This is a genomic window from Chelatococcus sambhunathii, from assembly GCF_001418005.1.
GTDB classification, from domain to species: domain Bacteria; phylum Pseudomonadota; class Alphaproteobacteria; order Rhizobiales; family Beijerinckiaceae; genus Chelatococcus_A; species Chelatococcus_A sambhunathii.
Genome location: NZ_LIOL01000003.1, coordinates 385,792 through 407,446 on the forward strand (window position 1 = coordinate 385,792; position 21,655 = coordinate 407,446).

Consider the following 21,655-nt stretch of genomic DNA (forward strand, 5'->3'; position numbering starts at 1 on the left):
TACCCATGGACATGGCGGAGGAAAAGGGCACGTCGCGCGTCACGGCGACGGCCGCGGCGCTTGCCTTCATCGCGGAACTCGTCGCCGAGCACGGTCCGGTCCTCTTCCACCAGTCCGGCGGCTGCTGCGACGGCTCCTCACCCATGTGCTACCGGCGGGACGAGTTCATGCTCGGGGACGGCGATGTCCTCCTCGGGCACATCGGCGGGGCGCCGTTCTATATCGGCGCGGCCCAGTACGAGGCCTGGAAGCACACCGCGCTCATCATCGACGTCGTGCCGGGGAGGGGCGGCATGTTCTCGCTCGACAACGGGCGCGAGCGCCGCTTCCTGGTCCGCTCGCGGGTCTGCGCCCTGCCGCAGGCCGTGCAGCGCTGAATCAGACCGCCCGAAGGCGCCACGCTCTACAACAACACCAGCCCCGAGCGGGTGGAGGAGGTCTTGGCGGCCGCCTTCCTGCGCTCGCCCGTCGATCTCTCGGTCAACGCCATCCTCGTCAACACCGGCGAGCGGCTCGTTCTCGTCGATGCCGGGACGGGCACCCTGCTGGGCCCGACGCCCGGGCGGCTGCCCTCGGCGCTGATGGCCTCCGACTATTCGCCCGAACGGGTCGACGACGTCGTCCTCACCCATGTCCATACGGACCATTCGGGTGGCCTCGTCGTCGATGGGGGCAGGTCTTCCCCAATGCCACCGTCCACGCCCACCGCCGCGACATCGACTACTGGCTGAGCGAGGCCAATCGCGTCGCGGCGCCGGCGAACAAGAAGGAGCTCTTCGAGGGCGCCGTCGCCTCGCGGGAGCCCTACCGCAAGGCGGGCCGTCTCGTCCCCTTCGACGACAACGCCGAGCGCCATCGGGTCGTTCCGGCATGGCCGGAAGGCCCCTCACTGTTGCATTCGGGCCATCGATGCTATAAGGCCGGACGACCTTTTGCAGGTTTCATCTGCTGGTTGGGGAGGACGCCATGTCTCACGACGCCCTCTTCCAATTGGGGATGGGCTCAGTCGGACTGGATGCCACCCAAACGGAAGAACCTTTTGGGGCGCGCGCCAAGAAGGCGCACGCGACGGCGCCATGCGCCACGGATCGGGGCATCTGTCCTGATGCGGTGAAATGGCCGCCCGCACGAACAGCGGACAGAAAGACACGCGAACGGGGCAACAGCGCCAAAGCGCTTTTCCCCGCGGCGGGTCTTGCGGCCTGCCAGGCATAGCCGTTCCCCGCCCATAACAGTCGTTCCGCGCACCGGCACCGATGGCCATGCGGCCACCGGATGGTCTCGCGCCAGACGGCATTTCAGCGCTGCGGCCGGGGGCCGCGGCGCGCCAACCATCAACCCGGACGGGCAAGACATCTTGAAGCTGCAGACGCCCTATTACCTCATCGACAAGAGCGCGCTCATGCGCAACCTGCGCGTGATCGAGCGCGTGCGCGAACATTCCGGCGCGAAGGCGCTGCTGGCGCTCAAGTGCTTCGCCACCTGGTCCGTCTTCGACCTCATGCGCGAGTACATGGACGGCACCACCTCCTCCTCGCTCTTCGAGGTCCGGCTCGGGCGCGAGACTTTCGGCGGCGAGACGCATGCCTACAGCGTGGCCTTCGCCGATCACGAGATCGACGCCGTCGTGGCGAATGCCGACAAGATCATCTTCAACTCGATCGGCCAGCTGGAGCGCTTCGCCGATCGCGCCGGCGCGCTGGCGCGCGGGCTGCGCCTCAACCCCGGCGTCAGTTCGTCGGACTTCGACCTCGCCGACCCCGCCCGCCCGTTCAGCCGGCTGGGGGAATGGGACCCCGAGAAGATCGCAGCCGTCGTCGACGGGCTCGATGGCTTCATGATCCACAACAACTGCGAGAACGCCGATTTCGGCCTTTTCGACCGGATGCTCGGGCAGATCGAGGACAGGTTCGGGGCCTTTCTCTCCAAGGTCGATTGGGTCAGCCTCGGCGGCGGCATCCATTTCACGGGCGAGGGGTACCCGCTCGAATTGTTCTGCGAACGGTTGAAGGCCTTCTCGCAGCGCTTCGGCGTCCAGGTCTATCTGGAACCGGGCGAGGCGGCGGTGACGAGGAGCACCACGCTCGAGGTGACGGTGCTCGACACGCTCCACAACGGCAAGGACCTTGCCATCGTCGACAGTTCGACGGAGGCGCACATGCTCGACCTGCTGATCTATCGGCAGAGCGCCAAGGTCAGCCCCGACCGGGGCCCGCACCGCTATCTGGTCTGCGGCAAGTCGTGCCTCGCCGGCGACATCTTCGGTGAGTTTTCCTTCGAGGCTCCGCTGAAGCCGGGCGACCGCATCTCCATCAACGATGCGGCCGGCTACACGATGGTCAAGAAGAACTGGTTCAACGGCGTCCACATGCCGTCCATCGTCGTGCGTGAACTCGACGGCAGCCTTCGTGTCGCGCGCGAATTTTCCTTCGAAGACTACAAGTCGAGCCTGTCCTGAGGCTCATGCGGAACGAAAGGAGATCCGAGCCCAAATGAAGAAGAACGTTCTGATCATCGGTGCCGGTGGCGTGGGCCAGGTCGTGGCCCACAAATGCGCGCAGCATAACGACGTCCTCGGCGATATCCATATCGCTTCGCGGACTTTCGCCAAGTGCGAGGCGATCATCCAGTCCGTCCACGAGAAGAAGAGCCTGAAGACGGCCGGCAAGCTCGTCGCCCATGCGCTCGACGCCCTTAACGTGGAGAAGACGGCAGAGCTCATCCGGGCCACGAACAGTCAGATCGTCATCAACGTGGGCTCGGCCTTCCTCAACATGTCGATCCTCACCGCGTGCATCCGCACCGGTGCGGCCTATATCGACACGGCGATCCACGAGGATCCGCTGAAGATCTGCGAGACCCCGCCGTGGTACGGCAACTACGAGTGGAAGCGGCGCGAGGAATGCGCCAAAGCCGGCGTGACGGCCGTGCTCGGCGCCGGCTTCGACCCGGGCGTCGTCAACGCCTATGCGGCGCTCGCGCGCGATGAGCATTTCGACCGCATCGACTCGATCGACATCATCGACGTGAATGCCGGCGACCACGGCCGCTACTTCGCCACCAACTTCGATCCCGAGATCAACTTCCGCGAGTTCACGGGGCAGGTGTGGTCGTGGCAGAAGGGTGAGTGGAGGTCGAACAAGATGTTCGAGGTCCGCAAGGACTGGGACCTGCCGGTGGTCGGCACACGCACGACCTACATGACCGGCCACGACGAGATCCACTCGCTCTCGCAGAACCTCGGCGTGCCGGACATCCGCTTCTGGATGGGCTTCGGCGAGCGCTACATCACCGTCTTCACCGTGCTGAAGAACCTCGGCCTTCTTTCGGAGCAGCCGATCCGCACGGCCGAGGGGCAGGAGGTCGTTCCGCTCAAGGTGGTGAAGGCCGTGCTCCCGGATCCCTCGTCGCTGGCCCCGGACTACACGGGCAAGACCTGCATCGGCGACCTCGTCAAGGGCGTCAAAAACGGCAAGCCGCGCGAGGTCTTCATCTACAACGTCTCGGACCATGCGGAGGCCTACGGCGAGGTCGGCAGCCAGGCGATCTCCTACACGGCGGGCGTGCCCCCGGTCGCGGCCGCGCTCCTCATCGCCGAGGGGACCTGGGACGTCGGCCGCATGGCCAATGTGGAGGAACTGCCGCCGCAACCCTTCCTCGGCCTTCTCGGGCGGATGGGCCTGCCGAGCCGCATCAAGGACGAGGCCGGCGACCGGCCGCTGACCTTCGATGCCGACGGCGGCGGCGTGGCGGCCAAGGTGGCCGTGCGGAGGGCGGCAGCCGGCTGACACGCATGGGCTTTTCGTCGGGCGGCGAGGCCGTCATGTCCCCGTCGCCCCGCGAAGCCGCAGGTTCGGCTTAGGTTTGCCCCTGTGCTGAAAGCTTTTGTTGGCTTTTCGCGCGTACAGTTGCGCTGACCGACGGAGCCCCCTCACGCCGCGCGCCGAGCATGCAATCCGAGCAGATCCTCAACGTCCTTTATATCGTGGCGATCGTTGCGGAGGCGATGACGGCGGCCCTTGCCGCCGGCCGGCGTTCCATGGACTGGCTGGGCGTCGCGATGCTCGGAGCCATCACCGCGCTTGGCGGCGGATCGGTACGGGACGTGCTGCTCGGCCGCCATCCGCTCACCTGGATCGAGCATCCCTCCTATCTCCTCGTCACGGCTGGGGCGGCGCTCGCCACGGTCTTCATCGCCCGCTACATGCATCACCTGCGCCACCTCTTCCTCTTCCTCGATGCGGTCGGCCTCGTCGTCTTCACCGTGATCGGCTGCAACATCGCGCTCGCGCTCGGCATGCCCTACGTCATCGTCATTGCCTCGGGCATGATCTCGGGCTGTGTCGGCGGCGTGCTGCGCGACATCCTGTGCACCGAGGTGCCGCTTCTGTTTCGCGCCGAACTCTATGCGACGGTTTCGATCCTGGCAGGCGCCCTTTACATCGGGGGCCAATATGCCGGCCTGCCGCATGCCCTCGCCATGGGAATCGCGATGCTCACGGGCCTTGCGCTGCGTCTGCTTGCGCTGCGCTATGGCTGGAGCATGCCGAAATTCGTCTATACCGAGAAGCTGCACTGATGCCGACGGCGGTGATGGCGGTTCAGCGGATGCCGGCGCGCAGGAAGGACTGCACGAAGGCGCGCTGGAAGATGAGGAAGGCGACGAGGAGCGGCGCGGCCGTCATCAGCGTGGCGGCCGAGATGATCGACCAGTCGATGCCCTGGTCGGTGGAGGAGAACACCGCGAGCCCCACAGTCAGCGGGCGTGTCTCGACCGAATTGGTGACGATGAGCGGCCACAGGAAGTTGTTCCAGTGGTGGCTCACCGAGACGAGGCCATAGGCGACGAAGACGGGTCGCGCCAGTGGTACGTAGACTCGCCAGAGCACGCCGAGGGTGGAGCAGCCCTCGACGATCGCCGCTTCCTCCAGTTCCTTCGGTACGGTCATGAAGGTCTGGCGCAGGAGGAAGATGCCGAAGGCCGAGGCCATGTAGGGCAGCGCCACCGCGCCGATGGTGTCGACGAGGCCGAGGCCGAACATCGTGCGGTAATTCTCGACGATGAGGATGTCCGGCATCACCATGAGCTGCATCAGCACCAGCGCGAACAGCACCGATTTGCCGGGAAAGGTATAGCGCGCGAAGGCATAGGCCGCGAGCGTGCAGACGAGGAACTGCCCGGCGAGGATCATGGTGACGATCGCCGTCGTGTTGAGGAGATAGCGGCCGAAGGGCGCTGCCTCCCAGGCGGCGACGAAGTTCGCGAGCGTCAGTGGCGCCAGGAGATCGAAGCGCGTGGCATAGGCCGCAGGGTGGAAGGCGGTCCACGCCGCATAGGCGAGCGGCAGGATCCAGAGGAGGCCGAGAAGCCAGGCGCCGACCGTCTCGATCGCGCCGGCAGAGCGGTCGGCGATGCTCATCGATAGTGGATCCGTCGCTCGAGGAAGAGGAACTGCACGGCGGCCAGCACGGCGAGGATGGCAAGAAGCACGGTCGTCAGCGTCGCCGCATAGGCCGAATCCCAGAAGCGGAAACCGATCTCGTAGATGTAGTAGAGCAGCAGCGCCGTGGCATTGTCTGGCCCGCCGCGGGTCATGACCACGATGTGGTCGACGAGGCGGAAGGCGCCGATGACCGCATTGACCAGCACGAACAGGGTCGTCGGCATCAGGAGCGGAAGCGTCACGCGCCGGAAGAAGGTGAAGCGGCTCGCCCCCTCGATGGCCGCGGCCTCGCGCAGGTCGTGCGGGATCGTCTGCAGGGCGGCGAGGTAGAAGATCATGAAGAAACCCGCCTCCTTCCACACCGCAACCGCGATCACGGCATTGAGGGCGGTGTCGCGCGAGCCGAGCCAGTTCGTCTGCGCCACGCCGAAGAGGCCGAGGACCTGGTCGAGCAGGCCGTAGCCGGGCGTGTAGAAGAAGAGCCAGATATTCGCGACCGCGATCATCGGCAGCACGGTGGGCGTGAAATAGGCCATCCTGAGCGCCGCCCGGCCGGGCAGGCGGGCATCGACGGCGAGCGCCATGACGAGCGCGAGGATGACCGAGAGCGGAATGGTGAGGGCCGCGTACCAGACGTTGTTCGCCATCGCCTGCCAGAAGACGGGATCGTCGAGAAGATGACGATAGTTGTCGAGGCCGATGAAGACCTCCGGCCGGTTGCCGCGCGGCGTCGTGTAGAGCGCGCCGATGAAGGTGCGCACCGCCGGCACGTGCGTGAAAGCCGCCAGCAGCACGACGGCGGGCAAGAGCAGCAGCGAGGCGTGGATCGAGGCGCGCAGACGACTCACGGGCGGGTCCGGAAAGGGCCCGCGCGGGTGAGGAAACCGCGCGGGCGAGGTCGGGTCACTGGAAGGGGCGCAGGACGCGGTCGGCCTCGGCCTGGGCGTCCTTCATGGCCTGGCCCGGCTCCTTGGCGCCGGTCAGCGCCGCCTGCAGGCCGTCGTTGAGGGCCTTGGTGACGCGCTGGTTGTCGTGGGTCGACAGTTCCGCCACCGCGACGTCGAGCTGGTCGCGGGCGACCGCCGCAGCCGGGAACTCGGCGACATATTTCTTCATCGCCTCGGTCTCCCAGGCGGCGGGCGTGACGGCGACATAGCCGGTGGCGATCGACCAGGCGGCCGCCTGCTCCGGCGCCGTCGCCCACTTGATGAAGGCGAGGGCGGCCTTGCGCTGCTCGGGCGAGGCGTTCTTGAAGACATAGAAGTTGCCGCCGCCGGTGGGCGAGCCACCGCGCACCTTGGCCGGCAGCATGGCGACGCCGAAGGGGAAGGGTGCGTTGTTGCGCACGTTGGTCAGGTTGCCGGTGGTCGTCCACATCATCGCGACCTTGCCCTCGAAGAAATCCTTCGGGGTGGTGCCCCACTCGACGATGCCTTGCGGATGCACCTTGTACTTCTTCGAAAGGTCGACCCAGAACTGCAGCGCCTCGACGACGCGCGGGTCGTCATAGGTCACCTTCGTGCCCGCCTCGTTGGCGAGGATGACGTCGTTCTGCGTCGTCAGCGCCTGGAACAGCCAGTAAGGGAAGCCCGACGACGGGATCTGCACGCCCCAGCGGGTCACGTTGCCGGAGGTGTCGCGCTTCGTCAGCTTCTCGGCGGCCGCGACCATCTCGTCCCAGGTCTTCGGCGCCACCTCCGGATCGAGCCCGGCCTCCTTGAAGGCATCCTTGTTCCAGTACTGCACGATGGTGGAGCGCTGGAAGGGGATGCCCCAGGTCTTGCCGCCGGTACGGCTGTTGAGCATGAAGCCCGGGTAGAAGCCGTCGAGCCAGGCCTTGTCGGCGTCGGACACCAGCTCCTCGAAGGGGACGATCGCGTCCTCGTCGATCAGCGTGAACATGTCCGTCGAGAGGATGACGGCGAATTCCGGCGCATTGCCGCCCTTGAGCGCGGTGACGACCTTGGTGATCGTGTCCTGGTAGCTGCCGGAATAGATCGGGTTGACCTTGATGTCCGGATTCGCGGCCGAGAAATCGGCGACCATCTTGTCGATGATCTTGGTGATGGGGCCGCCAACCGCGACCGGATAGTACATGTTGACCGTGGTCTCGGCCGAGGCCGGCGCCACGGCGAGCGCGAGCGACGCGGCAAGCGCTGCCGCCCCGCAGCGGACCTGCGTGAAGAACTTCATGCCCCTTCTCCCCGTTCGGGTGCGTTGCAGCCGTTGCCGTTCGCCTCGACGCGCCGGCCGCTGCCCGCGTCGAAGAAATGGAGATCGCCCGCCGCGCAGCTGACGCCGACGACCTCGCCGATCCGATGGCGCGCATGCCCGTCGGTGCGGGCAATGAGCTTCGCCCCGGCGGCGTCGAGGGTCAGCAACGTATCGGCGCCGAGATATTCGATGGCCTCGATCGAAGCCGCGAGCCCGCGCCCGGGGGCGCCGACCCGCAGCCGCTCCGGCCGGACGCCGATGCTGCCGCCAGCGGCGGCAGGGACACCGGGCAGGAGGCCGGCACCGATGGCGGCGGGCAGCAGGTTCATCGGCGGCGTGCCGAGGAAGCGGGCGGCAAAGCCGCTCGCCGGGCAATCGTAGAGCTCGGCGGGCGTGCCCTGCTGCTCGATGCGCCCCTCGCGCATCAGCACGACCCGGTCGGACATCGTCATGGCCTCGACCTGATCGTGCGTGACATAGATCATCGTCATGCCGAGCCGCCGCTGCAGGCTGCGGATCTCGGCGCGCATCTCCTGGCGCAGCTGGGCGTCGAGGTTCGACAGCGGCTCGTCCATGAGGCAGACGGCGGCATCGGCGACGATGGCGCGGCCGAGGGCGACGCGCTGGCGCTGGCCGCCGGAGAGCGCGGCGGGCTTGCGGTCGAGAAGCTGCGTGAGGCCGAGCGTCTGCGCCGCCCGCTTCAACCGCTCGTCGCGCTCGGCGCGCGGCACGCGCCGCACCTTCAATCCGAACAGGATGTTCTCGGCTACCGAGAGATGCGGAAACAGCGCGTAGGACTGGAACACCATGGCGATGCCGCGCTCGGCGGGCGAGCGGCGCGTGACGTCGCGCCCGCCGATGGCGATGGCGCCCGCGCTCGGCTGCTCGAGCCCCGCGATGAGGCGCAGCGTCGTCGACTTGCCGCAGCCGGAGGGACCGAGCAGGACCGTGAATTCACCCGACGCGCAGGTAAAGCTGATGCCGTCGACCGCCGGCGAGCCGCTCCATACCTTCGTCAGATTGTCGACGACGATCTCTGCCATGTCCCGCAACGCTGTTTGCCCATCCTGACCAGTCATGAAACGTTATCGGGCAGTGATCGGCGTTTCGATTGTTTCTGTTATGACACAGGGTGTGAATTGAGCAACCAGCGCTCGGGTATCCGGCAAGCGGCGTAGCGAAGGCGGGTGACGCTTCGATGAAAGATCGGCGACAGTTCCGTGACGCTCCACCGGTCCTTGTGGATGTCCGGGCGGCCTGCATGTCGGCGGCGTTGGTTGCGTGTCCTACGACCGGAACGGCGCCATGAGCCGTTGCATCATGTCCATATGTCGGGTAGTCTCGACATATGGAAAATGAACAGGCTCTTCTCGCCTTTGCGGCCTTCGCCCAGCCCACCCGTTTCGAGGTGTTCCGCCTGCTCGTCGAGAGCGAGCCGGACGGGCTCGCGGCAGGCGAGATCGCACGGCGCCTCGCCGTGCCGCACAACACGATGTCCTCCCACCTCGGCATCCTCGCGCGGGCCGGTCTCGTCAGCGCCGCGCGCCGCAGCCGTTCCATCGTCTACCGGGCGGAACTCGACACGGTGCGCGCGCTGACGGCCTTCCTGCTCAAGGACTGCTGCGGCGGACGTCCCGAGATCTGCGCGCCGCTCGTCGCCGAGCTTGCGCCCTGCTGCCCTCCTGCCCGAGCGAACGTCCAAGCCACCCACGAGGCCTGATCATGGCTGACCCGATCTACAACGTGCTCTTTCTGTGCACCGGCAATTCCGCCCGCTCCATCCTGGCCGAGAGCATCCTCGCCAAGGACGGGGCAGGGCGGTTCCGCGCCTTCTCCGCCGGCAGCCGGCCCAAGGGCGTCATCCATCCGCTGGCGCTCAAGGTGCTCGAAGGTTACGGCTATCCCACCGCGGGGCTGCGCTCGAAGAGTTGGGAGGAATTTGCCGGGAGTGACGCGCCGGTGATGGACTTCGTCTTCACCGTCTGCGACAGCGCGGCTGGCGAGGCCTGCCCGCTGTGGCCGGGCCAGCCGATGACGGCCCATTGGGGAATCGAGGACCCCGCCGCCGTCGAGGGAACCGACATCCAACGGGAGGCTGCCTTCGTCGCCGCCTTCCGCTACATGAAGAACCGCATCTCCGTGTTCACGGCGCTGCCTGTGCGGAGCCTCGGCCATATCGCGCTAGGCTCCCGGCTCGCCGAGATCGGACAGCTCGAAGGGGCGACGAAGCCGCGCCCGAGCGCGGCATGAGGACCGTCATGGACGTCATCATCTATCACAATCCCGCCTGCGGCACCTCGCGCAACGCCTTGGCGATGATCCGCAATGCGGGCGTCGAGCCGCATGTGATCGAATATCTGAAGACGCCGCCGACGCGAGCCATGCTGCAGTGGCTGATTGCGCGCATGGGTATCCCGGCGCGCGCCCTGCTGCGCGAGAAGGGTACACCCTATGCCGAACTAGGCCTCGCAAACCCGGCGCTGAGCGACGATCAGCTCCTCGACGCCATGCTCGCCCATCCGATCCTCATCAACCGGCCCATCGTGGTGAGCCCGAAGGGCGTGCGCCTGTGCCGCCCGTCGGAGGAGGTGCTCGACCTCCTGCCGCCGCAGCGCGGCGAATTCGTCAAGGAAGACGGCGAGCGCGTCATCGACGAGCACGGCCGCCGCGTCGCGACGGCCTGAGGAATTCCCATGTCCACCTTCGAACGCTATCTGACCCTGTGGGTCTTCCTGTGCATCGTCGCGGGCGTCGCGCTCGGCTCGCTGGCGCCTTCCGTGTTCCACGCCATCGCCGGGCTCGAGGTGGCGCGCGTCAACCTGCCGGTCGCCGTTCTCATCTGGCTCATGATCGTGCCGATGCTGGTGAAGATCGACTTCGCCGCTCTGCGCGAGGTTGGCCGGCACTGGCGCGGCATCTCCGTGACGCTCTTCGTCAACTGGGCCGTCAAGCCGTTCTCGATGGCGCTGCTCGGCTGGCTTTTCATCGGTTACCTGTTCCGGCCCTATCTGCCTGCCGACCAGATCGACAGCTATATCGCCGGCCTTATCCTGCTCGCGGCGGCGCCGTGCACGGCCATGGTCTTCGTGTGGTCGAACTTGACGAAGGGCGAGCCGCACTTCACCCTGTCGCAGGTGGCGCTCAACGACGCCATCATGATCGTTGCCTTCGCACCGATCGTTGGCCTGCTGCTCGGCCTGTCCGCGATCACCGTGCCGTGGGACACGCTCATCCTGTCCGTGGCGCTCTACATCGTCGTGCCGGTCATCGCCGCGCAGGTCATCCGCGCCCGGCTTCTCAAGTCGGGCGGCGAGGCGGCGCTGGCGCGCTTCCTCGGCGTCCTGCAGCCGCTCTCGCTCGTCGCGCTGCTCGCGACGCTGGTGCTGCTCTTCGCCTTCCAGGGCGAGCAGATTCTGGCGCAGCCGCTCGTCATCGCGCTCCTTGCGGTGCCGATCCTGATCCAGGTCTATTTCAACTCCGGCCTCGCCTACCTCCTCAACCGCTTGAGCGGCGAGGCCCATTGCGTCGCCGGACCCTCGGCGCTCATCGGCGCGTCCAATTTCTTCGAGCTCGCGGTCGCCGCCGCCATCAGCCTGTTCGGCTTCAACTCCGGCGCGGCGCTCGCCACCGTCGTCGGCGTGCTCATCGAGGTGCCGGTGATGCTGTCCGTCGTCTGGATCGTGAACCGCTCGCAGGGATGGTACGAGGCGCGGGGCGCGCGGGTCTCCGAGGCACCGCGTTGAGCGGCGGGGCAACCGTGCATGTCTTCCCCGGCGCTTCCGTCCCCCGGTGATGCGCAGCCACGAGGGGAATCGCCCGCGCGACAATCTATAGATTGATCAGGACGGCGAAGTACTGGCACATTCCGCGCGCATCACGCGAATCCATGCCCGCCTCGTGCTCCACCTGAAGTCCCTCGTGAACGAAGCCTCCATCCGCGGCCGGCCCGCGCAGCGCCCGCTCTTCCGCCACTTCGAGGACGATCCGCGCGCCGATGCCGCGCAGGATGCCTGTTTGCATGGGCCGGACGTCATCGTCGCGCCGGTCGTCCGCCGTGCCGGTTCGGCCTTCGCGAAGCTCTTCGCCTGTACGAGGACCCTCTGAGGCATGTCGCCGGGCGAACTCATCGGTTTTCTGGCGCTCGCGTTCGCCGCCGCCTATGCCCAGACGTTGACCGGCTTCGCCTTCGGCCTCATCACCATGGGCGGCGTCGGCCTCACCGGCCTCCTGTCCCTGCCCGATGCGGCGATGATCGTCAGCGTGCTGACGCTCGTCAACGCAACGCAGATGCTGCTGAAGGGCTGGCGCGATGTCGCCTGGCGCGAGTTCGCCTTCGTCATGGCCGCGAGCGTGCCGCTGCTCTTTGCCGGCTACTGGCTGCTCGAATGGCTCGCCGACGCCCGGGCCGACATGCTGCGCCTCGTGCTCGGTGCGGTCATCATCGCCTCCAGCCTGCAGCTGGCCATGCGGCCGGCGCCGCTCGCGCAGAAGTCCGGCGGCGCCTCCTTCCTCTTCTTCGGCGGTATCGCGGGCCTCATGGGCGGCATGTTCTCGACGGCCGGGCCGCCGCTCGTCTATCACTTCTACCGCCAGCCGCTGGCCCTCGCGACGATCCGCGAGACGCTCGTCGGCGTCTTCGCGCTCAATGCCGTGTTCCGCATCGGCCTCGTCGCCTTTTCCGGCAACCTGCCCGGGCCCTCGACGCTGACCGGCCTCTTCGCCATCCCGGCCGTGATGGCGGCGACCTTCGCCGCGCGCCGCTGGCCGCCGCCGATCGCTCCGCAGGTGATGCGGCGCATCGTCTTCGTCCTCCTCTTCCTGTCGGGGGTGTCGCTCGGCGTCCCCGCCGTCCTGCGCCTCCTGGGAGTGCATTGATGACCGTACACGACAAGACAGCCGGCCGCCGCGTGCTCGACCTCAGGGACCCGTCGCTGCTGACGGGCAAGGCCTATGTCGGTGGCGAGTGGATCGAAGCGCCGGACGGCCGGACCATTCCCGTCACCGATCCCGTCGACGGCGCGCTCATCATGGAGGTGCCGGACCTCGGGCCCGAGACCGCCCGCCGTGCCATCGATGCGGCTGAGGCGGCGCAGAAGGCATGGGCGAAGCGCCCGGTGAAGGAGCGCAGCCAGATCCTGCGACGCTGGTACGAGCTCATCCTCGCCAATGTCGACGACCTCGCGCTGATCCTGACGACGGAGCAGGGCAAGCCGCTCGCCGAGGCCAGGGGCGAGATCGTCTCCAATGCCGCCTATCTCGAATGGTTCGCCGAGGAGGCGAAACGTATTGACGGCGACGTCATTCCCGGCGCGCGTCCTGACCAGCGCATCGTCGTGCTCAAGCAGCCTGTCGGCGTCTGCGCGGCCATTACGCCCTGGAACTTCCCCAACGGCATGATCACCCGCAAGGTTGGCCCGGCGCTGGCGGCCGGCTGTACCATGGTGCTCAAGCCGGCGGCGCAGACGCCCTTGTCCGCCTTCGCGCTTGCCGTGCTCGCCGAACGGGCGGGCGTCCCGAAGGGGGCCTTCTCAGTCATCACCGGTGAGGCGCGGCCCATCGGCGAGGAGTTTTGCCGCAATCCGAAGGTCGCCAAGATCACCTTCACCGGCTCGACCGGTGTCGGCCGCTGGCTGATGCGCGAAGCCGGCGACGGCATCAAGCGCCTGTCGCTGGAGCTTGGCGGCAATGCGCCCTTCATCGTCTTCGACGATGCGGATCTCGATGCCGCCGTCGAAGGCGCGATCATCTCCAAATACCGCAACGCCGGTCAGACCTGCGTATGCGCCAACCGCATCTACGTGCAGGAGACTGTGGTCGAGGCCTTCACCGAGAAGCTCGTGGCCAAGGCCCGCGCGCTCAAGCTCGGCCGCGGCACCGAGGACGGCGTCGCGATGGGTCCGCTGATCGACGAACGCGCCGTCGCCAAGATGGAGGAGCACGTGGCGGACGCCCTCGCCAAAGGCGGCCGGCTCGTCCTCGGCGGCCAGCGTTCCGACCTTGGCGGCACCTTCTTCGAACCGACGGTGATGACCGGCATTACCCAGGAGATGAGGGTCGCGAAGGAGGAGACCTTCGCCCCGCTCGCGCCGATCATCGCCTTCCGCGATGAGGAGGAGGTGATTGCGATGGCAAACGATACCGAATTCGGCCTTGCCTCCTATTTCTACGCCAGGGACATGGCGCGCGTCTGGCGCGTGGCCGAGGCGCTGGAAAGCGGCATGGTCGGCGTCAACACTGGCCTCCTCGCCAACGAGATGGCGCCCTTCGGCGGCGTCAAGCAGTCCGGCATGGGGCGCGAAGGCTCCAAGTACGGCATCGAGGGCTTCCTGGAGCTGAAATACGTCTGTCTCGGCGGCTTGTGAGGCAGCGCGTCCACGCTTCTCCTCTGTCAGAAGGTCGTTGTCATGACGACATGGACAGCAGGACGATGGTGCCGGGCGAAGGTCAGCGGAAGCGCAGGTTCTGCCGGGTGAGTTCGCCCACCGAGGCGCAGCCCATCAGCTTCATGTCGCGTTCGATCTCGTTGCGCATCAGCTCGAGGGCGCGCTCGACGCCCACCTGTCCGGCGGCGGCGAGGGGGAAGAGGTAGTAGCGGCCGAGCCCGACCGCCTTGGCGCCCAGCGAGAGCGCCTTGAGCACATGGGTGCCGCGCTGCACGCCGCCGTCCATCATGACGTCGATGCGGTCGCCGACCGCATCGACGACCTCGGCGAGCTGGTCGAAGGCGGTGCGCGAGCCGTCGAGCTGGCGCCCGCCGTGGTTGGAGAGGACGATCCCGGTGCAGCCGATCTCGACGGCGCGCCGCGCATCCTCGACCGACATGACGCCCTTGAGGCAGAACGGCCCGCCCCATTCGCGCACCATCCCCGCGACGTCGTCCCACGACATGGAGGGGTCGAGCATCTCCGTGAAGTAGCGGCTGATCGACATTACGCCGCTACCCATGTCCACATGGCTCTCGAGCTGCGGGAGTCGGAAGGGCTCGTGGAGGAAATGATTGAGGGCCCAGGCCGGCTTGATGGCGAATTGGGCGATGCCGGAGGAATTGAGCCGGAAGGGGATGGCAAAGCCCGTGCGTTTGTCGCGCTCGCGGTTGCCGCCGGTGATGCTGTCCACGGTCAGCATCATCACCTCGATACCCGCCTCCTTGGCGCGGGCCATCATCTCGCGGTTGAGGCCACGGTCCTTGTGGAAGTAGAATTGGTAGACCTGCGGTCCGCCGCTGATGCGGCGCGCCTCCTCGAGGCTGACAGTGCCAAGCGAGGAGACGCCGAACATCGTGCCGAAGCGCGCGGCGGCGGCCGCCACCGCACGCTCGCCCTGATGGTGGAAGAGCCGCTGCAGCGCCGTAGGCGAGCAGTAGACCGGCATCGCCAGCCGCTGCCCCATGACCGTCACCGACATGTCGACGTCACCCACGCCGCGCAGGACATTGGGCACGAGATCGCAACGGTCGAAGGCCTCCGTATTGCGGCGATAGGTGACTTCGTCGTCGGCGGCACCGTCGATGTAGTTGAAGATCGGCCCCGGCAGCCGCTGCCGCGCCATGCGGCGGAAATCATGGAAGTTGTGGCAGTCTCTGAGACGCATCTGTGCCCCTGTCGCTGGACAGTGACCGCCAGTAGCATATCGGTGGCGCGAGTCCATGCGCTGCCGCAACGATTGCTTCGGAAAGCTGGCGAGGGCGATGCGGCGGACGGGCTGGCCGGTGTCGCCGCGCCCGTTTCCGCGCGCAGATCATCGCGGCGGGCTGATACCGGCGATGGTTCAGGCGCTCGCCGGCGCCCGGCGGTCGAGGAGCCGGCGAAGGGTCGCGGCATCGGCAAGGAACGCCTCCGGCGCATCGTCCCGCACGAATTCCAGCATGGCGTAGCGCACTCCCTCGAAGCGGCTTTCCGGCAACGCCGCGAAGACGGCCGACCACCACGTCGCGCGGTCGGCGAGCGCATAGCGCCGGCGCGCGCCGTCCCATGCGAAGACATGGACATGGGAGACACGCGGGCCGATGCGGGCGATCTCCTCGCGGGCTTCGTCGAGCGGCAGGCCCGGGCGCGGCTGCCAGTAGAGATGGACATTATCGTGCGCGATCTCGTCCATCAGGCTTGCGGCGGAGCCCGTCTCGTCGGTGAGCGAATTCGGGTGGTATTCGAGCGAGATGGAGATGCCGGCCGCGCGCCCCAGCTCTCCCATGGCGTGGATGAGGTCGGCCGCCTCGCTGCGCTCCTTGGTGTCATAAGCGGCGGAGGGGCGCTCGCGCCGGCCCGGCCAGATCCGCACGTTGCTCGAGCCCAGTGCGTGACATGTGTCGAGGACGCGGCGGAAGTCTTCGAGGCCGTGGTCCGGCGGGTAGAGATAGGAGCCGTAGGAGGCGGGCAGGAGGCCCGCTTCCTCGGTGATGCGGCGCACGTGCCGCGCCATGGCGACATCGCCGGCGGGCACGTGCACGTCGCCGCCCCATTCGATGGCGGCGAGATTCGCCTGCCGGGCGAGCGCCACGATCTCCCCCGGCGGCAGCTGCCGGAAGGTGACGGAGCAAAGGGCCGGTGCGAGCCCGATCATGCGAGCCGCTCGAGCAGGGTCGGATGGACCTCGTAGAGCAGGGGCTCGCCGGCGCAGAAACGGGCGATCTCGTCCACCGCCATCTCGCCGAGCCGGGTGCGCTCGGTGCCGACGGCGCCGGCAATGTGCGGCGTCAGGAACACGTTCGGCAGATCGTAGAGCGGCGACGTGGGCGGCGGCACCTCCGGCTCCGTCACGTCGATGATGGCGCTGATGCGGCCGGTGCGCAGCTCGGCGATCAGCGCCTCCTCGTCGACGATGATGCCGCGCGCCGTGTTGATGAGCGTCGCGCCGTCGCTCAGGCGTGCCAGCATCGGCCCCGAGATCATGTGCCGCGTCGCGGGCAGGGCCGGCGCGTGCAGCGAGACGACGTCGGAACGCGCCATCAGTTGTCCGAGGGGCACGGCTTCGACGCCGAGAAGCGCGGCTTCCGCCGCATCGACATGCGGGTCGTAGAGCAGCATGGTGAAGCCGAAGGGCCGCAGCAGGGCAACGACCCGCCGGCCGATGCGCGAGGCGCCGACGATGCCGACCGTCTTGCGGTAATTGCCGATCGGCTGGCCCTTGAGCGCATCGATGCGCCCGCGGTGGCGATCCTCGCGGTAGAGCCGGTGGAAGCGGAAGACCTGCTTGGCCGCGAAGAGGATCGCCGCCAGCGTGAACTCGGCCACCGGCACCGCATTGGCCTCCGCCGCATGGGTGACGCGGATGCCGGCGGCATAGACCTCCTCACCGATGAAATGCTTCACCGTCCCCGCCGCATGGGCGACGAGCCGGAGGTGCGGAGCGAGGCCGAGCACCGCCGCATCGATGGTCGGGCACCCCCAGCCCGTCACGAGGATCTCGGTGGCGGCCAGGACGGAACGGGCGCGCGCGTCGTCGAAGCGCTTCAGCGGCACGGGATCGACGATGCGCCCGAGCGTTGCGAGGCGTGCCAGGAGATCCGGCGGCAGCACGTGGCCGGTGCGGGCCGGATCCATGGCGAAGGCGATGCCGGGCTTCATCGCGGCGCCTCCTCGATCATGATCGCGCTCACCCGCTCGCCCTTGGTGGCGAATAATCGCTCCACGGTCGGCAGGTCCGGCGCCGGGGGCGGGCTCGCCCACGCCGCCCGCACTGCCGCGAGGTCCGGGCTCGCGAGCGCCGCCGTGACGAGAAGGCTCTCGCCCGCGGGAACAGTGGCCCGCAGCTGCGGCACCGTGGTCTTGGCGACGATGAGGTTGGTGTTCGGCGCGACCTTGCTGGCGATGCCGCGCCGCGTCACCGTGGAGCCGAGGTCGGCGATGCCGCTGAAGTCCGTGACGCTCGTGACGCAGGCTCGGCCGTCCGCCTCCTCGGTCCTGTCCGCGGCGCCGTCGGCCCGGGCGATGGCAAAGCCGCCTTCGGCGGTCAGGAGCGGCCGCGGCGTCACGATCCGGTGGAGGCGTATGTGCCACAGGCCCGCCGGCACGAGCCACGTATCGACCAGGACGTCGGGAAAGGGCCGCCAGCGCGCGAAGAGGCTGTCCCCGGCGATTTGCGCCTCCTCGTTGCCCTCGCGCACGCGGAAGTGCAGGCCGTCGTCGCTGAAGGCGAGCATGCCGTCGAGCGCGGCGAGGCCGAAGTTGCGCTCGTCGCTTTCGACACTGAAGCCGTAGCGGCTCGAATAGACGAACTTGGCGTATTTCTCGGAGCCGAAGCGCATGGCGAGGTTCTCCTGCCCGCAGGAGAGCGCCACCACATTGCCGGGGCTCTGCGTCATCACCATGCCCGGATGCCGGAGGGGGACCGGCTCCGACGCCGGCTCGGCCGGCTCTTCCCGGGCCTGCCAGAAGGGGTGGCTCTCGGGCAGCGCCAGCGGCAGGAAGGCCTTGAAGGCCCAATAGGGCGAGCCGGCGGAATTGTAGTTCTCCGACATGAGGAGATTGGGATAGCCGTAGCCGACGGAGAGCACCCCGTCGCGATGCGCGATGGGCTTGTCCGCCCACCAGCGCAGGTGCCTGAGGTAATGGCCCTTCACCACGCCCCAGGGCAGCGCCTCCTCGTCGGCGAAGGCGAGCGCCCCCCAGAAGCCGGCCATGGCGTAGCGATAGGTGAGGCTGCGGCCGAAGGCGAGGGCGCCGCCCGCATCATCGAACCAGTGGCGGATGTCCTGCGCGAACAGCCGCGCCCGCTCGCGGAAACGCGCGGCGCGCGGATCGCCCGGCGCGGCGAGCGCCGCATAGATGAGGCCGTAGAAATGCATGGCGAAGGGAATGTAGTGGTCGATACGGCGCACATTGCCGTCGCGATACCAGCCGTCGCCGAGATACCAGCCGTCGATCTCGTCGAGATAGGCCTCCGTCAGGCTCTCGTCGAAGGCGACGCCGACGTGCTTCAGCCCCATGTCGACGAGGACGCGGAAGAAGCGCCAGTTGTTGTCGGCATAGTCGTGGCGGCGGGCCTCGAGGAGATAGTTCGCGACATTTTTGCGCGCGCGGGCGTCGAGCGGCTCCCAGAAGATGTCGGGGCAGAGGCGCAGCGCCAGCCCGATCACCGCGAGCTCGACGAGCCGCTGGTCGCGCGGGCCGGCCCGGCCGATGAAGCCGGGATGCTCAGGATCGAGCCCGTTCGCGAGGCCGTCGCGGTACATGGCCCAGTGGGCGAAGGGCTCGCCGCCTTTCGCGAGCGGCAGGAGCCCCCAGAGCGGCCGGGCGAAGCCCTCGAAATCGGCCGCGGCACGGTCGAAATGCGCCGCCGCGGCGTCGAGGCGCACGCGCGCGCCGCCGCCCGGGTCGAAATAGGGCAGCAGCGGCGCGAAGCTGTCGTCGAGCGCCTTGACGACATCGGCGCGGGTCCGCAGCGGGTTGCCGGCGAAGGGGTTGCTGCGCGAGGGATCGATGGGCATCGGGGGCTCGCCTTGTCTGGGCGGATCGCTGGTGGTGGGCGCTGATCTCATGGGCTCTGACGCGGCCCGGCCGGGCGGTCGCTTCCTTACGATCCGGGCGGGGCGACGCTGCCGCCGGCCTGCGGCCGGACCGCGAGCAGCACCTGCCGCGCCGGCTCGTGCGGGGAGGCGAGGCGCGCCTGCATCAGCGCCAGGGCCTCGCGGCCGAGCTTTTCGCGCGGCACGTCCATGGTGGCGAGCCGCGGGCTCGCCATGGCCGCGCAGGGCAGGCCGTCGAAGCCCATGAAGGAGATGTCGTCGGGCACCCGGCGGCCGGCGCGCTGGGCCGCCTCCATGGCTCCGACGGCGATGAGGTCGTTGAGGCACAGCACGGCCGTGACGTCCGTTCCCTCCGCGATGAGGGTCTTCATCGTGTTGATGCCCTCCTGCAGCCCGGTCTCGCCCTGCTTCAGCTCCACGACCGTGCCGCGCGCGCCGGGCGTCGCCGCGATGGCCGCCTCGAAGCCGCGGATGCGCTCGCGCAGGGTCGGCCGGACGCTGCGCGTCAGATAGGCGAGGCGCCGGTGGCCAGCCGCGAGCAGGATCTCGGTCGCCTGCCGCGCCCCGTAGAAGTTCGACGGCGAGACGCAATCGAACGTGAGGCCTGGATCGGCGCCATTGACGAGGACGACGGGGATCCCCGCTTCGCGCAGCCAGCGGCCGGTCGTCTCCGGCGCATCGACGCCGACGAGGAAGAGCCCGCCCGCCCCCGCCTCGGCGAGGTGGCGTTCGAGCTCCTCCCGCGTGATCGCGTCGGCATAGGTGAGGCGCACCGCGAGCGGCATGCCGGCATCCTCGGCGGCTTCACGGAGCCCCCTGAGCACGCCGTCGTAGAAGGAGCTGAGGTCGGCCGTCGCCTGCACGGCATGGACCAGGGCAACGAGCTGATGACCGGGGCCGGAGGCCTGCCGGCGCGCGAGATAGCCGATCTCTTCCGCCACCTCGAGCACGTGGCGACGCACGCTGTCGCTGATGCCCGGCTCGTTGGCGAGCACCCGCGAGACCGTGCTGATGGAAACGCCGGCCCGTTCGGCGATGTCCGCCTGGCGGGGGCGTCTTGCTGATATGGATGCGGCGTCGGTCATGGGCTCATGTTTGCGTGAGTTAATGCAAATTTGCAATACAAGAAAACATTTGCGCTCATTTTCCCGTTTGCATATCCTTCTGCAAAATTGCGGACCGGCGAGCCTTGTCTGGCGTCCGGCCGTCATAACCCGGAGGAGGAAATGATGCGCTTGGATCGGCGGAGCTTTCTGAAATCGTCCCTCGCCGCGGGTGCCGCGACCGCGCTGCCGGCGCTCGCCGGTGGCCCCGCGCAGGCGCAGCAGACGGTCCGGCTGCGCGCGACGTGGTGGGGCTCGCAGGACCGGGCCCAGCGCACGCTCGCCGTGGCCGAGCTCTTCTCGAAGACCCATCCGGGCATCTCGGTCATCGGCGAGCCCGTCGGCGGCGACGCCTACTGGCCGAAGCTCGCGACCCAGATGGCCGGCCGCAACATTCCGGACGTGTTCCAGCTCGAGCCCAACACGCTGCCCGACTATTCGGGGCGCGGCGCCTGCCTTGATCTCACGAAATTCCTGCCCAAGCCCCTCGACATCGAGGGTTTCGGCCAGCGCATGGTCGATCTCGGGCGTGTCTACGACAATCTCTACGGCGTCGCGCTCGGCCTCAACTCCTTCTCGATGTTCTACGACACGGCGATGTTCGAGAAGGCGGGCCTGCCGGCGCCGACGCCGGACACGACCTGGGACGACTATGCCCGGCTCGTGACGGAGCTGAACAAGGCCGTCGGCCGCCCGGGCGAATACTGGGCCTCGCCGGACGGCAGCCGCTATCACTACGTCTTCCAGGTCTGGCTCGGCCAGCGCGGCAAGACGACCTTCTCGGAGGATGGCGGCATCGGCTTTACCGTCGACGACATCAAGGAGTTCTATACCTACTGGCAGGGTCTGCGCGACAAGAAGGTCATCGTGCCGGCCGACGTCGCCTCCATCGACGACAATTCCATCCAGAACAACTGCCTCGCGCTCGGCAAGTCGGCCATCGGCTTCACCTATTCCAACCAGCTCGTCGGCTACCAGTTGCTGATCAAGAACAAGCTCGGCATCGCCATGGTGCCGCAGGCGGGCAAGGGGGCGCCGTCCGGCCACTTCTATCGCCCAGCGCTCATCTGGAGCATCGGTGCGAGCTGCAAGCACCCCGAGGCGGCGGCGGAGTTCATCAGCTTCTTCGTCAACGACATCGAGGCGGGCAAGATCCTCGGCGTCGAGCGTGGCGTGCCCATGTCGCCGAAGGTGCGCGAGGCGATCCTGCCCAATCTCAACCCGACCGAGCAGGCGACGGTCGCCTATGTCAACATGCTCGAGGACCGGGTGATGGACTATCCGCCTCCCGCGCCGATCGGCGCCAACGAATACGACCGCAACGTCTTCCGCCCGGTTGCCGACCAGCTCGCCTATGGCAAGCTGACCGTCGCCGAGGCGGCCGAGAAGCTTGTGGAGGACGCGAAGGCGGTGCTGCGCAAGCGCTGACC

General features: G+C 67.9%; 22 protein-coding genes. 13 read left to right on the forward strand and 9 right to left on the reverse strand.

Features of this window, described 5'->3' with window-relative positions:
• Positions 1-5 precede the first annotated feature (5 nt).
• The 5 genes from ASC46_RS08350 to ASC46_RS08370 all read left to right on the forward strand — a co-directional run bounded on the left by ASC46_RS08350 (position 6) and on the right by ASC46_RS08370 (position 4,579).
• Entirely contained in the window at positions 6-377 is a 372-nt protein-coding gene (locus tag ASC46_RS08350; RefSeq protein WP_055458821.1) for a DUF779 domain-containing protein, read from the forward strand.
• 63 nt (positions 378-440) lie between these two features.
• Positions 441-731, forward strand: coding sequence for an MBL fold metallo-hydrolase (locus ASC46_RS21695; RefSeq protein ID WP_055458822.1), 291 nt, complete (start codon positions 441-443; stop codon positions 729-731).
• Between the two features lie 626 nt (positions 732-1,357).
• On the forward strand, positions 1,358-2,458 hold the full coding sequence (gene nspC, locus ASC46_RS08360) for a carboxynorspermidine decarboxylase (RefSeq protein ID WP_072249459.1): 1,101 nt from the start codon (positions 1,358-1,360) through the stop codon (positions 2,456-2,458).
• Positions 2,459-2,492: 34 nt separating this feature from the next.
• Positions 2,493-3,788: a saccharopine dehydrogenase family protein gene (locus tag ASC46_RS08365; protein ID WP_055458823.1), complete on the forward strand. Its 1,296-nt coding sequence runs from the start codon at positions 2,493-2,495 to the stop codon at positions 3,786-3,788.
• Positions 3,789-3,949: 161 nt separating this feature from the next.
• A complete protein-coding gene (locus ASC46_RS08370; protein WP_055458824.1) occupies positions 3,950-4,579 on the forward strand; it encodes a trimeric intracellular cation channel family protein in 630 nt (209 codons plus the stop codon).
• A gap of 22 nt (positions 4,580-4,601) precedes the next feature.
• Here the strand turns inward: ASC46_RS08370 and ASC46_RS08375 are convergent, their stop codons facing one another.
• Genes ASC46_RS08375 through ASC46_RS08390 form a run of 4 tightly spaced genes read right to left on the reverse strand, consistent with a single transcriptional unit; the run spans position 4,602 to position 8,701 of the window.
• On the reverse strand, positions 4,602-5,420 hold the full coding sequence (locus tag ASC46_RS08375; protein WP_055458825.1) for a carbohydrate ABC transporter permease: 819 nt from the start codon (positions 5,418-5,420) through the stop codon (positions 4,602-4,604).
• A complete protein-coding gene (locus ASC46_RS08380; protein ID WP_055458826.1) occupies positions 5,417-6,292 on the reverse strand; it encodes a carbohydrate ABC transporter permease in 876 nt (291 codons plus the stop codon). The genes ASC46_RS08375 and ASC46_RS08380 overlap by 4 nt, the downstream gene beginning before the upstream one ends.
• Before the next feature lie 55 nt (positions 6,293-6,347).
• Positions 6,348-7,637 (reverse strand): ABC transporter substrate-binding protein, encoded by a 1,290-nt coding sequence (locus ASC46_RS08385; RefSeq protein WP_055458827.1) that lies wholly within the window; start codon positions 7,635-7,637, stop codon positions 6,348-6,350.
• On the reverse strand, positions 7,634-8,701 hold the full coding sequence (locus tag ASC46_RS08390) for an ABC transporter ATP-binding protein (protein ID WP_055458828.1): 1,068 nt from the start codon (positions 8,699-8,701) through the stop codon (positions 7,634-7,636). Before ASC46_RS08390 ends, ASC46_RS08385 begins: the two co-directional genes overlap by 4 nt.
• Before the next feature lie 305 nt (positions 8,702-9,006).
• Here ASC46_RS08390 and ASC46_RS08395 point away from each other — a divergent pair, with 305 nt between their 5' ends.
• The 7 genes from ASC46_RS08395 (at position 9,007) to ASC46_RS08425 (ending at position 14,020) form a co-directional block, all read left to right on the forward strand.
• Positions 9,007-9,378, forward strand: coding sequence for an ArsR/SmtB family transcription factor (locus ASC46_RS08395; RefSeq protein ID WP_055458829.1), 372 nt, complete (start codon positions 9,007-9,009; stop codon positions 9,376-9,378).
• 2 nt (positions 9,379-9,380) lie between these two features.
• Entirely contained in the window at positions 9,381-9,908 is a 528-nt protein-coding gene (locus ASC46_RS08400; protein WP_055458830.1) for an arsenate reductase ArsC, read from the forward strand.
• An 8-nt stretch (positions 9,909-9,916) separates the two neighbouring features.
• Entirely contained in the window at positions 9,917-10,342 is a 426-nt protein-coding gene (gene arsC, locus ASC46_RS08405) for an arsenate reductase (glutaredoxin) (RefSeq protein WP_055458831.1), read from the forward strand.
• A 9-nt stretch (positions 10,343-10,351) separates the two neighbouring features.
• On the forward strand, positions 10,352-11,401 hold the full coding sequence (arsB, locus tag ASC46_RS08410; protein ID WP_055458832.1) for an ACR3 family arsenite efflux transporter: 1,050 nt from the start codon (positions 10,352-10,354) through the stop codon (positions 11,399-11,401).
• 175 nt (positions 11,402-11,576) lie between these two features.
• Entirely contained in the window at positions 11,577-11,762 is a 186-nt protein-coding gene (locus tag ASC46_RS21905; RefSeq protein WP_342585597.1) for a hypothetical protein, read from the forward strand.
• A 3-nt stretch (positions 11,763-11,765) separates the two neighbouring features.
• Positions 11,766-12,533, forward strand: a complete 768-nt coding sequence (locus tag ASC46_RS08420; RefSeq protein WP_055458834.1) for a sulfite exporter TauE/SafE family protein — start codon at positions 11,766-11,768, stop codon at positions 12,531-12,533.
• Positions 12,533-14,020, forward strand: coding sequence for an NAD-dependent succinate-semialdehyde dehydrogenase (locus ASC46_RS08425; protein ID WP_055458835.1), 1,488 nt, complete (start codon positions 12,533-12,535; stop codon positions 14,018-14,020). The genes ASC46_RS08420 and ASC46_RS08425 overlap by 1 nt, the downstream gene beginning before the upstream one ends.
• A gap of 82 nt (positions 14,021-14,102) precedes the next feature.
• Here the strand turns inward: ASC46_RS08425 and ASC46_RS08430 are convergent, their stop codons facing one another.
• From ASC46_RS08430 to ASC46_RS08450, 5 genes are all read right to left on the reverse strand, one after another.
• Positions 14,103-15,248 (reverse strand): alpha-hydroxy acid oxidase, encoded by a 1,146-nt coding sequence (locus tag ASC46_RS08430; protein ID WP_055458836.1) that lies wholly within the window; start codon positions 15,246-15,248, stop codon positions 14,103-14,105.
• Positions 15,249-15,425: 177 nt separating this feature from the next.
• Positions 15,426-16,217 carry a sugar phosphate isomerase/epimerase family protein gene (locus ASC46_RS08435; protein ID WP_055458837.1) on the reverse strand — a complete coding sequence of 264 codons (792 nt, stop codon included), beginning with the start codon at positions 16,215-16,217 and terminating at the stop codon, positions 15,426-15,428.
• Positions 16,214-17,221, reverse strand: a complete 1,008-nt coding sequence (locus tag ASC46_RS08440; protein ID WP_055458838.1) for a hydroxyacid dehydrogenase — start codon at positions 17,219-17,221, stop codon at positions 16,214-16,216. Before ASC46_RS08440 ends, ASC46_RS08435 begins: the two co-directional genes overlap by 4 nt.
• Complete coding sequence (locus ASC46_RS08445) at positions 17,218-19,083, reverse strand: DUF2264 domain-containing protein (protein WP_055458839.1); 1,866 nt, start codon at positions 19,081-19,083, stop codon at positions 17,218-17,220. Before ASC46_RS08445 ends, ASC46_RS08440 begins: the two co-directional genes overlap by 4 nt.
• Before the next feature lie 86 nt (positions 19,084-19,169).
• Positions 19,170-20,207, reverse strand: a complete 1,038-nt coding sequence (locus ASC46_RS08450) for a LacI family DNA-binding transcriptional regulator (protein ID WP_055458840.1) — start codon at positions 20,205-20,207, stop codon at positions 19,170-19,172.
• Between the two features lie 144 nt (positions 20,208-20,351).
• Between ASC46_RS08450 and ASC46_RS08455 the strand changes: the two genes are divergently transcribed.
• Positions 20,352-21,653 (forward strand): ABC transporter substrate-binding protein, encoded by a 1,302-nt coding sequence (locus ASC46_RS08455; RefSeq protein ID WP_055458981.1) that lies wholly within the window; start codon positions 20,352-20,354, stop codon positions 21,651-21,653.
• Positions 21,654-21,655 lie beyond the last annotated feature (2 nt).